This is a genomic window from Pacificibacter maritimus (assembly GCF_003814915.1).
GTDB lineage: Bacteria > Pseudomonadota > Alphaproteobacteria > Rhodobacterales > Rhodobacteraceae > Celeribacter > Celeribacter maritimus.
Genome location: NZ_RKQK01000001.1, coordinates 1318849 through 1335137, shown reverse-complemented (window position 1 = coordinate 1335137; position 16289 = coordinate 1318849). Strand labels below are relative to the sequence as shown.

The window sequence follows — 16289 nt, the reverse complement described above, 5'->3', positions numbered from 1 at the left end:
CCTGTGAATACCTAATCAAGCTCCGCGACGGCTTGCTCCAACAGGCCGCGCAACCAAATGATACCTGGATCATTCTCGCGGTAAGCGTGCCACTGAAGCATTTGTCGCAATGGCGGAAGATCGGCAGGGATGGGATAGGTAACCAGTTCAGCTTGTTGCGCGACAAGTTTGGCCAAGCGTGCGTGGATGGTGGCAACGCGATCTGTGCCGGTGATGAGATGCGGTAGGTTTGTGAATGAAAAGGTTTTAACGTCGATCTGCCGTTCAATCCCAGCCAGCGCCAAAAGGGCGGATTCATAGGACTTTGCCGCATTCGGTGGCACCATGACCGCATGGGATGCCGTTTCATACATCTTTTGATCCATCGTGACGTTGCCGTATTTTCCGCCAGCCCAAGCCGCCACAACGTAGTTGTCTTGGTATAACAGTGAGGCAGGGTGATCATCAGAAATGAACATCTCGGGAGAGATCAGAAGATCAATTTCGCCGCGCTCGAGTAAAACCTGCGGCAGTTCTGTTTGGGCGCGCAGATTCAACTTGATGGTCGAACTTTGTGAGTCGATCAATCGAAAGACAGTCGGCATCAAAACCCGTAGGCTGTAGTCAGACAGCAACAGGTTAAAGGTGCGTGTGGATTCTTCTGGGCGAAATTCAGGTTGAGAATCGATCGTGGCCTCTATGCGTACAAGAATGTCACGAATCGCAAGGCGCATGGATTCTGCGCGCGGCGTGACTTCCATTCGACGTCCCACTTGCACCAATAGCGGGTCATCAAAATAATCCCTCAGACGCGTTAAAGCATTGGACATGGCCGATTGGCTCATGAACATTTTGTCGGCTGCCGCGGATACTGACCGTAATTCGATCATGTGGTCCAAGGCGACCAATAGGTTCAAATCGAGTTTCTTAAATCTCATTCTTGCGTCCTCCCAAGTGAGCTATATAGACAATAGCGTAAAGTTTATGTATTTCAACAATCAATGCATTGCATCAAATCTTACAATTTTATGGATGGGTTAGCTTTCGATACATCTTTCTACAAAAGCCGACAGGGGAGGTCTTAATGCGTATAATTGGTCCAGATGAATTGGTATTTGGAGTCGACAATATCGACGCTTGCGCAACGTTTTTGGCCGACTACGGCTTGATTGACGCAGGCGAGGGGCGCTTTGAAGCGCTCGACAAAACGGCAGTGACAGTGCGCGATGTAAACGACGCGTCTTTGCCAGCTCCATTGAAAACGTCCAGCCTGTTGCGCTTGACGATCTGGGGTGTTGAAGATCAAGCAACGCTTGACGAAATCGAGGCAGAGCTGTCCAAAGACCGCGATGTTGCAAAGGCCGAAGACGGCACGTTGCGCACGAAAGACGACGCGGGTTTTGAAATCGCGTTTCGTATAACGAAGCGTATCAAATTGGATCTGCCTGCAGAATTGATCAATTCGCCTGGTGCAACACCTGGACGTGCTCCGAATGTCATCGGATCTAATCAGGATGCAGAGGCAAGACCACGCACCCTAAGTCACATCGTGTATTTCGTGCCTGATATCGATGTTATGGCCAGCTTCTATACGGATCGTTTGGGGTTTGTCGTAACCGATAAATTCACCAACACAGGCCCGTTCTTGCGCCCACAGGCCAATGACGACCACCACGTGTTGTTCATGATCCAAACGCCGCCCTTCATGCAAGGCATCGAACACTTGGCGTTCCACATGCAAGGCCCAACAGAATTGATGTTGGCAGGCTCGCGTATGGTCGAAAAAGGCTATGCAAGCTTTTGGGGGCCGGGGCGTCACAAATTCGGGTCAAACTGGTTCTGGTACTTCAACTCGCCTTTGGGCACACATGTTGAATATGACGCAGACATGGATAAACATGACGGTGAGTGGGTCGAACGCGAAGTACCCATGAGCAAAGAAGCCGCTCAGTTGTTCTTGTTTGAAAATGTCGAAAAGTGGGCCCCAACAGGTGGTCCGCCCCCCGGCAAAGGTTAAGGTGCAGCAATGCAGCTTTTGTGCGCCTTGACGGATATTCCAGACGGCGGCTCCAAGGGTGTTTTGCCGGGGCCGCGAGGGCGCGATCAAGGGCTGCTTGTACGGCGGGGGGATACAGTTTTTGGCTATGTCAATAACTGCCCCCATTACGACCGTGCACCGCTGGGCTGGAAAAAAGACGAATTTCTAAATGGCACCAAGGACCGCATCATGTGTGCAGCCCATGGCGCCTTGTTTCAGATTGAAGATGGCGTTTGCGTTATCGGACCATGTTTGGGACAAGCGCTAACGCCGCTGCTGATCACTGTGGAGGATGGTCAGGTCTTTGGTGAAAGAGCATAAAAGTAGTCTGCCACAGCGGACTACGGGGGAGAAAAAATGCCACGCAAGATTATTGACTTGGCGGTAAGCCTAACGGATCAGGTGCAATCTGATCCACCACCCTTGGCGCCGCAACTCACCTATGTTGATCATGCAGCTGGCGCAGCTGAGTTCAGTGAGATGTTCGGCCTACCCGATGGGGCTTTGCGCGATGGCGCAGGCGCTGCAGTCGAGCGCTGCGTTATCACAACGCATAACGGCACCCACATGGATGCGCCATGGCATTATCATCCAACAATGAATGGCGGTGAACGCGCCATCACAATCGACGAAGTTCCGTTAGAGTGGTGCTTTGGTCGTGGTGTGAAATTTGATTTTCGCGATCGCCCCAATGGCCATACTATTTCAGCAGACGAAGTCGAAGCGGAACTGGCGCGGATCGGCCACACCTTGGAAGCTGGCGATATCGTTTTGATCAATACAGCCGCTGGTGCGCGATACGGGCATCCTGACTATGTTGCTACAGGCTGCGGCATGGGACGCGAAGCCACACTTTATCTCACAGATCGCGGTGTCAAAGTTTGCGGCACTGACGCATGGAGTTGGGATCCGCCCTTGATGGGGCAGGCGGCGCGTGCGCGTGAAACGGGCGATTGGTCGATCTTTTGGGAAGGCCATAAAGCCGGCGCCGACGCGATCTATTGCCATATGGAAAAACTGGCAAATCTTGATCAATTGCCATCTACTGGATTTGAGGTCATCGCCCTACCTGTCAAGGTCGCCAAAGGCTCTGCTGGCTGGTGCCGACCCGTTGCTATTTTGGAAGGCTAACGATCATGTCTGCAGAAAGAGAATCACAGATGAAACAAGCGCAACAAAATATGCCTAAGCGTTTTGCATGGTTGCACAAAATAACGGGCGTGATTTCAATCATTTCCATCACAGTTGCTATGCTTGGCGCGCTGACAATCGTCGCCGATGTTTTGGGCCGCTGGTTGTTCGGCGTTTCAGTCTTTGCCCTGAACGAAATCATGTCGGCTGTTTTCGCAATCGCCATTGCATTGACCCTGCCTGCTGGTGCTGCAAGCCGTGTGAACCTTAAAATTGATCTGTTGGCGCATTTGACAGGGGCCCGTCTGACGGCTTGGCTCAAGGTCGCAGGCTCGATTATGTTGTTTACCTTTTTTGCCATGCTGGCGTGGCGACTTTTCGGGTTGGCGTTGCGGTATCATGACCAAGGGCGAGCGTCATCTTTGCTGCAACTCCCGCTTGCACCAACATATTTTGGCATCTGTTTCGCCATGGGGGCAGCTGCTGTTGTTCAAGTTTTCAACATCATCCAAGATGTAGAAGACGCTTTGGTCGTAAAAGGAACACAGCGTTCTTCGCTGATTGTTTGGTTTCTGGTCGTCGCCTTTGGCGTGTTGGCTGGCGGCACAGCGCTATGGGCTGTGTTAGATTTTGCTGCGTTTTCTGACTTTGTTTTCGCACACCCTGGCTTGGCTGCGATTATCGGCTTTGTGCTGCTTTGGTTGGCTGTGCTTCTTCAGCTGCCCTTGGCCACAGTGACCGCGATGATTGGGGTTTCTGGTACAGTTGCCTTTGTCGGTGGAGCTGCGTCGATGAATACCTTCGCAGGTGACGCGGCTGATTTCTTGCGCAACGAACAAGTAGCAACTTTACCGATGTTCTTGATTATGGGCGCCTTCTCGGTCGTGGCGGGCGTGTCTGATGACCTTTTCCGCCTTGGCAACGCGATGCTGGGCCGTTTTCGTGGAGGCCTAGCCTATGCCACAATCGCAGGCTGCGCGGGCTTTGGTGCCGTTTCGGGGAATTCAATCGCAACCTCTGCCACCTTTGGCCGCATGGCATTGCCTGCTATGAAAAAGTCTGGATATGCGCCGACTTTGTCTACAGCCAGCGTCGCGGCTGGGGGCACTTTGGGCGCTTTGGTGCCTCCATCTGGTGTGATCATCTTGTTCGCTTTGCTCACTGAATCATCCATCGGTGACCTTTTCGTTGCAGCGATGATTCCTGCGATTTTGGCTGTGTTTTTGTATTTCGCTGCTGTCTTCGCTGTCGTGCGTCTCAACCCTGGCTCCGCGCCAGAAGCAGACTCTGGCAGCCTGTCAGATCTATTGCCTGCCCTAAAAGGGTCGTTCCCTGTTGTTGCCATGTTCGGCATCGTCATCGGTGGTCTCTACGGGGGCTTGTTCACCGCGACCGAAAGTGCGGCCGTTGGCGCTGTCAGTGCCTTTGCACTTGCGTTCATGCGCGGGAAGTTGAACCGCAATTCAATTCTTCAAGTGTTTTCGGAAACCACAGCAACCACTGCGATGATCTATGCCTTGATCTTTGGTGGCCTGATGTTCGCGTTCTTTATCAACCTCGGGGGCGCGCCTGATATGGTCAGCGCTTGGATCGCCAGCATTGACGCGCGGCCGATCTTTATTCTGGGCTTGTTGATTGTGATCTATCTGTTGCTTGGGTCGATCATGGACAGCTTTGGCGTGATGATTATCACCTTGCCAGTCGTCACGCCGATCATTCTAGATCTGGGCTATGACATGCTGTTCTGGGGCATTTTGATGCTGGTTGTGGTCGAGATTGGTATGATCACACCGCCGTTTGGAATGAACTTGTTCATCATAAAAAGCATTGATCCGACTGTGCGTCTTGGCACTGTGATGAAAGGCGTTGTCCCGTTTATCGTTGCGGATTTCATCAAGATCATTCTGCTTGTGGCGTTTCCTGCACTTGCGCTGTGGCTGCCTTCAACGATGTAGCTGAGCACATGTAAAAGCTTGGTAAAATATGATCCTTGGCTGCTAGCCGCTTGGATCTTTGATTGGCGTCCCTTTCGGGGCGCCTTTCTTTTTTACACCACCCGTTGTCTGTGCGGTCGTCCTTTAGCGGTCTTTACCTGTGCTTGCCTCGATGGAGGTAGCGCAATGCGTTGACGAAAGGGACTGTGCTGATTGGGGGGCTCGTTAGGGGTGCTATGCTTGGCTGGCGCTTGTAGACGTCGTTCTCAGGCAGTGGCCCTGCCGCAGGCGCGGGGCGGGCAGTTCAGAGTTCTCAACTCCGCGTTTCATAAAGTAAGGGCGCTCGATTGCTCGAACGCCCTTGCCTTGCTCGTTTATGTATTGAAGGTGATGCTATTCGATTTCACCGATCTCACGACGTGCAGCGTCAATTGCATCGATCCACTCCGCGAGCAAATTTTCGCCATCAGGCGCGCGATCTGCAAAGGTTTTGAAAATGCGTTCGCCTAGATTGTCACGCATTGCTGCAAATTCTTCAGGATCAATTTCGTTGACTGTGTGCCCTTGAGCTTTCACATAGGCCATCGATTCTGCTTCCCAAAGGTCAACTTCCGCCCCAGCTTCGCGTGATCTCTCACAGACTGAATCCGCGCCAAGTGCAGTTTTTGCTTCATCTGAAAGGGCATCGAATCGTTCACGATCCATGAAGACCATTCCAGTTGCGCCACCCAGTGGCACCAAAAGGTGATCTGAAGTCACCTCATCAAGATTGAACGCAGGGAAGGCGGTGAAGGTCATAAAGTTGCCATCCGCAGTGCTGCGCTGCAAAGCTTGATATTGCTCGGGCAGGATGATGGACAAAGGCGCACCGCCATAGGCTGAAACGATTTCAGAGGCGATCGGGCTACCAACCATGATCTTTTTGCCATCAAGATCGGACATTGTCGTCAAGGGGCCGCCATTGGTATGTGCTGAAGACTGCGGGAAGGGGACGAACATAAGGGGCTGGAAATCGTCCAATTCGTCATCAAAGGCACCTGCCTCGTATAGATTACAGTAGGCCAATGAGCTGGCTTCGGCTGACCCTTCGATAAATGGCACAGTTGAAACGAGTGACCGCGGGAAGCGTCCAGGATTGAAAACCAGCATCCCAAAGGCGATCTGGACAACATCGTCTTGCACACGGTCAACGTAGTTCCCCCCGTTTACCAGCATCTGACCGTGACGCACATTGATGTCAACGGCGCCGTTCGCTTCGGCGTTCACGCGCTCTGCCCACGGGGTCATAATGCGTTCGTTGAGCGGATGGATCACAACATTGCCTGTGCCAAACACAAGGCGCTCAGCTGATGTTGCCAGTGGTGTCAGTGCCGTTGCTGCGGCCAGACAGAGTGCAGTTAGATTCTTGCGCATATTTTCCTCCCAGAAATAATTGAAACGACCACGGGTCGCCCTTTTGAATTTTAGCCTACGTCCATATCACATGTTTCGGAATTGAATTCATTGAATGTATAGTATTGGTATTGTAAATGCATATCTATCCTTTCTTATTTATTGATAATGTCAATGAATAGTATTTTTCAATTCCGTTTTTTAAATGCATTGTCCTTGGCATAACGTCCAAGCAGCGTTCAAGAAACTCATGGTCAGAATTCAATCTGGCTCAGGAGTTTCACTAATGGGAGGAGACCATCATGAAGACGTTAATCACAGCAGCAACATTGGCTGTTTGCGCGGCCTCAGCGGCAACTGCAAACGATTACAATATTTCCGTCACCAACAATATGGCCGAAGGCGTAATTGCGCCCTTGATCGTTGTTGACGCAGTTAAAGCATCACCCGTCATGTTCACACCAGAGGGCGGCCTGTCCGAGGCGTTTGTCACAACAATCCTTGAAGGTGACCCCCGCCCAATGAATGGCACAATGCCAGACGCAGTTGCAGGCCCTGTTCTTGGTAAATCGGGCCCTCCCGGTGTTCTGATTGCGGCTGGCGAAACAGCTTCTGCAGACATGTTCCTATTCGGTGACGTCATCCGCTTTTACGCCAAAGGCGACTACACTGACGGTGATTCTGTGATTTCTGGTGTTTACGACATCTCAATGGGTGGCGGCACTGTTTTGCTGAACCGTTACGATATCGGTCACACCGAAGGCACCAATGAAATCACGCTTGTAGACGAAGGTGTGGTTGAGGTTGTTATCACGGCGAATTAAATCGCCCTGACATTACACAAAGAAACACCCGCTCCAAAAGAGCGGGTGTTTTTCGTTGGTCACTAAATTCGCACGAAGGGCTTAGTATTCTGCGAGATCCTGCCCGATTGAGAACTTCCCATCAAAAATAGCGGCAACGCGGTCAACATAGCCTTGCGCTGTATCTGGAGTCGCGATTCCAGGAGGGAAATGCACAGCGACAACTTCTTTTGCGCCTGATGATTTTGCAATATTCGCAAGATCTTCTGCATTGATGTGGTGCTTTGACAAATGGGATTTGATCATCTGAATGCGATCTTCAGGCATGTCCTTGTTCAAGCCGCGAATGCGCCCCAAAGTGATATCAAGGTCCATCATTTCGCCAACGATCAGATCCGCGCCTTGACTGAGCGTGATAAGTGCCTCGCAAGGGCCGGTGTCGCCCGTAAACACGACACTACGATCCGCCAGATCAAAACGCAAAGACAGCGACACGTGACCTTCTTGGCCGAATTGATCTTCGGTGCGGTAATGTGTGTTTTCACAGCATGTCATTTTTAGATCGTCCAGCGTGATCTCATCGCCTGGCGCAATCTCTGTCACTTTCACAAAGTCACGTGGGTGTGGAAGCTGTTGCCCCGGAATTCCGAAACCAATGGCGTTTGGCACATCACAAGCCGCGCATAAACCATCAACAATAGACTGCGTGCCTGCAGGCCCGTAGATGCAAAGCGGTTGGCGGCGCTGTGTCATCATGTTCAAGCCAAGGCAGGCGAAAAGGCTGCCGATATGGTCGAAATGGTGGTGCGTTAGAAAAATGTGATTCACGTCGCGGTATTCAATACCTGCGCGTTTCAACTGCCCCATTGCAGCTTCACCGCAGTCAATTAGGATAGGGTTCTGGCCATTCATCAGAACATGTGCAGGCTGTGCACGTGCTGGGTTCTGCATCGGGCCACCTGCTGTACCAAGGGTGATAACGGAGGACGGAGCTGGCATGGTATTTCCTTTACAATAAAGTTCTTCGCAGCAGACTAAAGTGCGAATACCTATCATAGAAATTGATTGATATAATGTCTAAGATTGATTTTGTGAACATTACGGATCAATTGCCTATTGGTGTCATTGCTGCCCTTTGTGCCTTTACTGTGTAATCGGACTGAGCGCACCCATGTCTTGGTAACATACAGGCCGCAGAAAGCGGCGGATAGCCAATGTGCCAACTGATGTTGCGCCAAAGTTTGTCGATGCGGGGTAGGGCCCACCATGTACCATTGCATCGCAGACTTCGACGCCCGTCGGGAACCCGTTGGCAAGCAAGCGCCCTGCTTTGCGTTCCAAAATTGGCAACAGTTTTGTCGCCATTTCAAGGTCACCGCTGTCCATATGCAATGTGCAAGTAAGTTGGCCCTGTAGCGCCTTGGCGACTGTTTGCATTTCAGACGTATCTTTGACGGTAACCATGATGGCCAGCGGACCAAAAACCTCTTCTTGTATTGCAGGGGTTGAAAGCCATGTCTGCGCATCCGTTTTGAAAAAACTGGGGGTTGCGCTGCGCGCTTCGCATTTTGACGTCAACAGGGTTTCAATGTGTGCTGCTTCTTTCACGGTATCGCGCCCGCTCACATATGCCTTTGCGATTCCTGAGGTCAGCATGGTTTGGGGCGTAGTTTCGGCCAATGCGGTTTTCATCGTTTCGGCAAGCGCATCGGCCTCTGGACCTTCGGTCACAATCGCAACGCCAGGATTGGTGCAAAACTGCCCCGCGCCCATGGTGAGTGACCCAGCCCAGCCCGCCGCAATTTCACTCCCGCGTGCTGCAACCGCGTGGGGCAACAAGAACATCGGATTGATTGATCCAAGTTCACCGAAGAACGGGATGGGATTGGGACGCGCGGCGCAAAGATCGAACAAAGCGCGCCCGCCGCGCAGTGACCCCGTAAAGCCCACCGCAGTGATCAAGGGATGTTGCACCAAGGTCTGGCCGACCTCGATTGTGTCACCTTGAACCAAGCTGAAAACGCCTTGGTGCACACCACAAGACTGAATGGCCGCATGGATGGCTTCGGCAATGATTTCGCCTGTGCCAGGGTGGGCTTGGTGGCCTTTGACAACCACAGGACAACCCGCAGCCAAGGCTGCTGCTGTGTCACCGCCCGCGGTGGAAAATGCGAGTGGGAAATTAGAGGCACCGAAAACGGCAACAGGGCCGATAGGGCGTTGGATCATTTGCAAATCTGAACGCGGCAAAGGTGTGCGATCAGGCAATGCTTTGTCGTGACGCAAATCCAGATAGTCGTCTGACAAAATATGCGTCGCAAACATGCGCAACTGGCCAACAGTACGTCCACGTTCGCCTTGCAAACGTCCCTCAGGCAGGCCTGTCTCGCGGGTGCCAATGTCGGTGATCTGATCGGCGCGTGCGTCGATTTCATCGGCGATCGCATTCAGAAATGTGGCGCGTTCTTGAGCGGAGCTGTAGCCGTAGCTCCAAAATGCGTCTTCTGCGGCTTCGACAGCTTCATTCACCATCTCTGATGTGCCGTTGGAAAAAACATGGGCAGCACCGTGGCTTGGCGCGCTTGTGAAGTGGCTGCTGCTTGCGATCCACTGTCCTGCGATCAGGGATTTTCCGTGTGGTGTAAAAGTCATAGCATGTTCCTAAAATATGTGTTTCAGCGACCCCAACGCAGAACCAAAGGGTCCAGCGGTGTCAGCAGCGAGATAAGGCGCGCCTTGATATCAGGGTGGAGCTGAGGGATCGGGTGACGACAGAAGTCGGATTTGATGACACCACCAGCAACCATCGCGACCTTGCAAGATTGCCAGCCGCATTGACGGTTTTCGTGGTTTATGACCATCGCAACACGACCGTAGGCCGCTGTGGCATCATCAAAGCGGCCTTCGCGATGGGCCGTCAGTACAGGTTTGATTTGATCGACAATCATGCCCGAGGTCATAGAACCCGTCGCACCCGCATCAAGATCGGCAAGCAGGGTAATGCCTTCTTCGCCGTCAAACGGGCCTTCGATGGCATCGCCGCCCATCGCAATAAGATCACGCAGCTTATTTGCTGCGCGTGGGCATTCGATTTTGAACAGTTTTACCATTTCAATTTCTTGCGCCATCTTCACCAATAAAGAGGTGGGTAAATCAACGCCAGACAAAGGTGCATCTTGCACCATAATCGGGATGCCGACTTTGCCCACGGCTGCGAATTGCTCATAGGTTTGTTGCGCTGTGCCTTTCAGCAAAGCCCCGTGGTAAGGCGGCATCATCATCACGCTATGAGCGCCCAAATCCTTTGCGAGCTGCGCGCGCGCAATAACAATCGGGGTTGCAAAATGGCTGATCGTGACAATGACAGGCACGCGTCCGTCGACATGGTCCATGCACAAACGGGTCAGGATTTCGCGCTCGTCATCCGAGATCAAAAACTGTTCCGAAAAATTCGCGAGAATGCAAATGCCGTCAGCACCTTGGTCGATCAAGCAATCAAGGGCGCGTTTCATTCCGTCAAGATCTAGGGTGCCGTCAGGGTGAAAGGGCGTGGGCGCAACGGGCCAAATGCCAGAATAGGTTGCGGTCATAGAGATGTCCTTTTCGGAAAAGAGATTTACCAGTCGAAGGGGTCTGTCGTCGCGCGATGTCCCAGCATGAATGCATCCGCCACATGGCGGAGTGGCGCGAGATCGACATCGCATTCCCCTTTGGCCACAAGGTTGGCCATCTTGGTGTAAAGGCAGAGGTATTCGCCGTGATTATGCGGTGCATTCACGGGGGCTCCGTTGATTTCAAGGACCGCACCGCCTTGGCTAAGATGCAATGTGCCTTTGTCTGTTTGCGCTTTTATATCCCAAGTCTGCGGTCCAGTTTGACGCCAATCCAAATCCGCTGTGACTGTCGCACCATGTGGATGCGCGAACTCCAAAAAGGCAGCGATTGGCGTTTGCCGGCCTTCAGGCACGTCAAGACGCGCAGCGCGAATATGGATTGGATCAGGCAGGATTTCAGTCAAGATCGACAAGGCATTGATGCCTGGATCAAGCACTCCCATTCCGCCCGGTTCCCATATCCATTCCTGATCGGGGTGCCAGCGGCGCACGTCTTCTTTCCAAATGATTTGCAGGTCGTGCACTATTGCACCTGCCAGCCACTCTTTGGCGGATTGTACCATCACAGCCTCGCGTGAGTGCCATGTCGAAAACAGCGTCACACCTTGGTCTTTCGCAACATCCAGCAATGTTTGGCATTCGCTCAAGGTCGCGCCTGGGGGCTTTTCTAACATCACATGACGCCCCGCTTTCAGCGCCGCCAAAGCATAGTTGAAACGGGGCACAGGCGGTGTGCACAAAGATACAACACGGATATTTGGGCAAGCGCTGAGCATCTCGTCAAAATCCGTAAAGTTAGGCACGTCGTGTAAGTTTGCAAAGCGCGATACTGTGGCGGCCAATTTCCAATTGGGCGAGGCCGCGATAGAAGGGATATGTTGTGCCTTAGCGATTTCACCAATGCCGACCAATGCGATTTCCATTAATGAGATTCCTTTGGAATTGGGGCGCCGCGACATCCTTTTAAGAAATCAAGATCCGCGCCTGTATCAGCACCTTCGACATGGGCGTGGTGCAGCCAGCCATAGCCCGTTTTTGCCACGTCTTTTGGCGGTGACCAGTTTTGCAAGCGTGCGTCAAGTTCGGCTTGTGAAATATCAAGTTGCAACTTGCGCGCGTCGACATCCACTTCAATCATATCGCCGTTTTGCACGACGGCCAAAGGCCCGCCTGCTGCGGCTTCTGGGGCTGTATGCAAGATAACTGTGCCGTAGGCTGTGCCTGACATGCGCGCATCAGAAATACGCACCATATCTGTGATACCCTTTTTCAAAACCTTGGGGGGTAAACCCATATTGCCGACCTCGGACATGCCAGGATAGCCTTTGGGGCCACAGTTTTTCAGCACCATGATGCAGGTCTCGTCGATGTCCAAATCATCATCTTCGATTTTGGCTTTGTAATCATCGATGTCTTCAAAGACGACCGCACGACCACGGTGTTTCAACAAATGCGGTGAAGCGGCTGAAGGTTTCAGAACCGCGCCTTTGGGGGCAAGATTGCCCTTAAGCACGACGATCCCACCTTGTTGCGTCAATGCGTTTTGGGCGGGGCGAATTACGTCTTCGTTGTGGTTTTGTACATCTTTGACATCCGACCAAATGGTATCGCCAGATACGGTCAGTGCGTCTTTATGCAGCTGACCTGCTTCGCCAAGATTGCGCAGCACCACAGGCAAGCCGCCTGCGTAGAAAAATTCTTCCATCAGGTATTTTCCCGATGGCATAAGGTTCACAATTGTCGCCACATCGCGCCCGCAGCGATCCCAATCATCTAATGTTAAATCAATACCCACACGCCCTGCGATCGCCAAAAGATGGATCACAGCATTGGTCGATCCGCCGATAGCGGCATTGGTGCGGATCGCGTTTTCAAAGGCGTCCTTTGTCAAAATGTCTGATGGTTTCAGGTCGTCCTTGACCATTTGCACAATGCGGCGTCCTGATATTTGCGCCATAACGCGGCGGCGGCTGTCCACGGCTGGGATGGCCGCATTGCCAGACAAAGCCATGCCCAAAGCTTCGGCCATGGATGCCATCGACGATGCCGTGCCCATTGTGTTGCATGTCCCGCTAGAGCGGCTCATAGATTGTTCGGCCTCAAGGAAATCTTCTTGCGACATCTCGCCTGCTTTCACGGCTTCCGAGAATTTCCACAGATGCGTGCCAGAGCCAACGCGTTCGCCGCGAAAAGAACCGTTGAGCATTGGCCCACCTGTGACCACGATAGATGGAATATCTGTGGAGGCCGCTGCCATGATAAGGCTTGGTGTGGTTTTATCGCAGCCCACCAGCAACACAGCCCCATCAATGGGCTGAGCGCTCAATTGTTCTTCTATTGCCATCGCCGCAAGATTGCGAAACATCATCGCCGTTGGGCGAAATGTGTTTTCTGAAGCCGAAAACACAGGCACTTCGACAGGAAATCCGCCTGCCTCCCAAATGCCAGCTTTGACTTTTTCTGCCAGCTCGCGCAGGTGGCCATTGCAGGGGGTCAAATCAGACCATGTGTTCATGATGCCGATGATAGGACGCCCATCGAAGACATCACTTGGGTAGCCTTGGTTTTTCATCCAACCACGGTGGTAAATCGCATCGCGTGATGTGCCGCCGTACCAATGTTGACTGCGAAGCGTGCGAGGCCATTTTGCGGGAGTAAAAGTCATGTTCTGCCTCAGCTTTGTTTGCGTTTGTTGTAGACGTCGAAAATCACAGCTGCGAGCAACACCAGCCCTTTGATGATCTGTTGATAGTCGATGCCGATGCCCATGATCGACATGCCGTTGTTCAGCACGCCCATGATGAAGGCGCCGACGACTGCGCCGATAATTTTACCTGATCCACCAGACATGGATGCCCCGCCGATAAACACGGCTGCGATCACATCAAGCTCTACAGCAAAGCCCGCTTTGGGCGTGGCTGTGTTGAGACGCGCCGCAAAGATTAATCCCGCGAAGGCCGCCAGAACGCCCATGTTGACAAAGGCCAAAAATGTTAACCGTTCGGTGCGTGTACCTGACAGTTTGGCGGCTTTTTCATTGCCTCCAAGCGCGTAAATGCGGCGACCGATCACTGTGTTTTCTGTGATAAAGGCATAGACCACGGTTAAAAGCGCCATCGAAATCAACACGTTTGGCAGGCCGCGGAATGTGGATAATTTATACGCCACAAACATCAATGCGCCCATCACGATGGCATTGCGTATCACAAAGAACGCCATGGGTTCATCAGGTACCCCATATTGACGGTTGCGAGCGCGTCCGCGCAAGCCCAGCCATAAGATCACGCTGATCGCGATTGCGCCTGCTGCAAGCGCTGTGCCATTCGGGCGACCAATGCCAAAGACATCAGGCACAAACCCTGTGGACAGGATCTGAAACTCTTTCGGGAAGGGGCCAACAGATTGGCCTTCAAGCAGCCACAAAGACATGCCGCGAAACACCAACATACCTGCAAGCGTCACGATAAAACTTGGGATTTTCCAATAGGCGACCCAATAGCCTTGGGCGGCCCCAATCAATCCGCCAACGACGAGACAGATGGGAATTGTTGTCCAAACGCTCATGTCCCAATTAACGATCAAAACAGCCGCCAAAGCGCCGACAAACCCCATAACCGATCCCACCGAAAGGTCGATATGCCCCGCGACAATGACCACCAACATGCCAAGCGCCATGATGATGATATAGCTGTTTTGTAAGAACAGGTTAGTGATATTTACGGCGCGCAACATGGTGCCGTCTGTCATGATTTGAAAGAACCCCATGATGGCGATCAGAGCAACCAGTAGACCGTATTCACGAAGGTGTTTGGCCAAATAGGATTTCACATCCATCTGGGCGGGTTGTGCAGTTTTATCTGTCATTTCTTTTCCTCAATTGGTCACGATCATCGACATGATGCGCTCTTGGCTGGCATCTTGCGCTGATAATTCGCCCACGATTTTGCCTTCGTTCATGACGTAAATGCGATCACACATGCCCAAAAGTTCGGGCAGCTCAGATGAAATCATCACAACCCCTTTATCGTGGGCAGATAGATCATTTATGAGACCGTAAATTTCATATTTCGCGCCCACATCAATGCCACGGGTCGGTTCATCCAAGATCAACACATCGGGTTCGGTGAACAGCCATTTGGCCAACACGACCTTTTGCTGATTGCCTCCAGACAGATTGCCAACGATTTGCTGCACGGATGGGGTGCGGATTTGTAAAGATTTACGGTAGCCTTCTGCGATGTCGGCCTCTTTGCCTTCATCCAAAATACCGCGCGTCGCAATCTTTGGCAGGTTCGCAAGGGTGGTATTGCGCTGAATGGTATCATCTAAAAGCAGGCCCAAAGATTTGCGATCCTCGGTGACGTAAGCCAAGCCTGCATCAATTGCTGCTGGCACGTCTTTCAAAACTGTATCCTTGCCTCTAATTTTGATCTGCCCCGAAATTTTTTGTCCGTATGAGCGCCCGAAAAGGCTCATGGCAAGTTCCGTGCGCCCTGCGCCCATCAGGCCTGCGATACCCACGACTTCGCCCGCACGCACATTGAAACCTGCACCTTCGATGACTTGACGATCGCCGTGATCTGGGTGCCAGACGTTCCAATCGCTGACTTCCATCAGCATATCGCCTGCGCGCGGGCTGCGGGTGGGGTAGCGCTGCGACATATCGCGACCAACCATGTCGCGCACGATGTCATCTTCAGACACTTCGCCTTGCACAAGATCAAGAGTCGACACGCTGGCACCATCACGAATAACCGTGATTTTGTCGGCCACACGTTTGATTTCATTCAGTTTATGGCTGATGATGATTTGAGTGACACCTTGGCGTTTCAATTCAAGCATCAGGTCCAAAAGTGTAGTGCTGTCTGCTTCTGACAAAGCCGCAGTCGGTTCATCAAGGATCAAAAGACGCACATCTTTGGACAGCGCTTTGGCGATTTCGACCAGTTGCTGTTTGCCCACACCCAAGGTGTCGACCAAGGTGGCGGGGTTTTCTGACAGCCCGACTTTGGCCAGTAGGCCCTTGGTGCGATCAAAAGTTTCGTGCCAATTCATCACGCCATTTTTGGCGCGTTCATTGCCTAGGAAAATATTTTCCGCGACCGATAATAACGGCACAAGCGCAAGCTCTTGGTGGATGATAATGATGCCTTTGGCTTCGCTGTCGGAAGTGGCTTTGAACGTACTGTGCGCGCCATCGAAATGGATTTCTCCGTCGTAGGAACCCGTCGGGTAAACGCCAGACAGAACCTTCATCAGGGTGGATTTCCCAGCCCCGTTTTCACCGCAAATTGCGTGGATTTCGCCAGTTTCAACGGTCAGGCTGACGTTGTCCAATGCCTTCACTCCAGGAAATTCCTTGGTGATGGACTTCATTTCCAACAAAAGGGACATGGTG

At 52.3% G+C, this 16289-nt stretch carries 14 protein-coding genes; 5 read left to right on the top strand and 9 right to left on the bottom strand.

The genetic code is table 11. The annotated features are described in order from the left end of the window. Positions 1-11 precede the first annotated feature (11 nt). Positions 12-917, bottom strand: coding sequence for a LysR family transcriptional regulator (locus EDD53_RS06230; protein ID WP_123792281.1), 906 nt, complete (start codon positions 915-917; stop codon positions 12-14). A gap of 146 nt (positions 918-1063) precedes the next feature. Here EDD53_RS06230 and EDD53_RS06225 point away from each other — a divergent pair, with 146 nt between their 5' ends. Genes EDD53_RS06225 through EDD53_RS06210 form a run of 4 tightly spaced genes read left to right on the top strand, consistent with a single transcriptional unit; the run spans position 1064 to position 5103 of the window. Next, complete coding sequence (locus EDD53_RS06225) at positions 1064-1996, top strand: VOC family protein (protein WP_123792280.1); 933 nt, start codon at positions 1064-1066, stop codon at positions 1994-1996. Between the two features lie 9 nt (positions 1997-2005). Continuing rightward, positions 2006-2338 (top strand): Rieske (2Fe-2S) protein, encoded by a 333-nt coding sequence (locus EDD53_RS06220; protein WP_123792279.1) that lies wholly within the window; start codon positions 2006-2008, stop codon positions 2336-2338. A gap of 36 nt (positions 2339-2374) precedes the next feature. Further along, positions 2375-3148 carry a cyclase family protein gene (locus tag EDD53_RS06215; RefSeq protein WP_123792278.1) on the top strand — a complete coding sequence of 258 codons (774 nt, stop codon included), beginning with the start codon at positions 2375-2377 and terminating at the stop codon, positions 3146-3148. 29 nt (positions 3149-3177) lie between these two features. After that, the gene (locus EDD53_RS06210) at positions 3178-5103 is read left to right on the top strand and encodes a TRAP transporter large permease (RefSeq protein ID WP_170162693.1); all 1926 of its coding nucleotides are present in this window, start codon (positions 3178-3180) and stop codon (positions 5101-5103) included. A gap of 372 nt (positions 5104-5475) precedes the next feature. Here EDD53_RS06210 and EDD53_RS06205 read toward each other — a convergent pair whose 3' ends face one another. Further along, a complete protein-coding gene (locus EDD53_RS06205) occupies positions 5476-6495 on the bottom strand; it encodes a TRAP transporter substrate-binding protein (RefSeq protein ID WP_123792276.1) in 1020 nt (339 codons plus the stop codon). 281 nt (positions 6496-6776) lie between these two features. On the opposite strand from EDD53_RS06205, the gene EDD53_RS06200 reads away from it, so the two are divergent. Continuing rightward, entirely contained in the window at positions 6777-7298 is a 522-nt protein-coding gene (locus EDD53_RS06200) for a hypothetical protein (protein WP_123792275.1), read from the top strand. Positions 7299-7379: 81 nt separating this feature from the next. On the opposite strand, the gene EDD53_RS06195 is transcribed toward EDD53_RS06200, so the two are convergent. The 7 genes from EDD53_RS06195 to mmsA form a co-directional block, all read right to left on the bottom strand. Beyond that, positions 7380-8276 (bottom strand): MBL fold metallo-hydrolase, encoded by an 897-nt coding sequence (locus EDD53_RS06195; protein WP_211331587.1) that lies wholly within the window; start codon positions 8274-8276, stop codon positions 7380-7382. A 144-nt stretch (positions 8277-8420) separates the two neighbouring features. Further along, the gene (locus EDD53_RS06190) at positions 8421-9929 is read right to left on the bottom strand and encodes an aldehyde dehydrogenase (NADP(+)) (RefSeq protein ID WP_123792274.1); all 1509 of its coding nucleotides are present in this window, start codon (positions 9927-9929) and stop codon (positions 8421-8423) included. A 23-nt stretch (positions 9930-9952) separates the two neighbouring features. Next, positions 9953-10867, bottom strand: a complete 915-nt coding sequence (locus tag EDD53_RS06185) for a dihydrodipicolinate synthase family protein (protein WP_123792273.1) — start codon at positions 10865-10867, stop codon at positions 9953-9955. 26 nt (positions 10868-10893) lie between these two features. Continuing rightward, positions 10894-11814: a Gfo/Idh/MocA family protein gene (locus EDD53_RS06180; protein ID WP_123792272.1), complete on the bottom strand. Its 921-nt coding sequence runs from the start codon at positions 11812-11814 to the stop codon at positions 10894-10896. Further along, positions 11814-13556: an L-arabinonate dehydratase gene (gene araD / locus EDD53_RS06175; RefSeq protein WP_123792271.1), complete on the bottom strand. Its 1743-nt coding sequence runs from the start codon at positions 13554-13556 to the stop codon at positions 11814-11816. Before araD ends, EDD53_RS06180 begins: the two co-directional genes overlap by 1 nt. An 8-nt stretch (positions 13557-13564) precedes the next feature. Further along, positions 13565-14755, bottom strand: coding sequence for a multiple monosaccharide ABC transporter permease (mmsB, locus tag EDD53_RS06170; RefSeq protein WP_123792270.1), 1191 nt, complete (start codon positions 14753-14755; stop codon positions 13565-13567). A 9-nt stretch (positions 14756-14764) separates the two neighbouring features. Continuing rightward, a complete protein-coding gene (gene mmsA / locus EDD53_RS06165) occupies positions 14765-16285 on the bottom strand; it encodes a multiple monosaccharide ABC transporter ATP-binding protein (RefSeq protein WP_123792269.1) in 1521 nt (506 codons plus the stop codon). Positions 16286-16289: the final 4 nt, after the last annotated feature.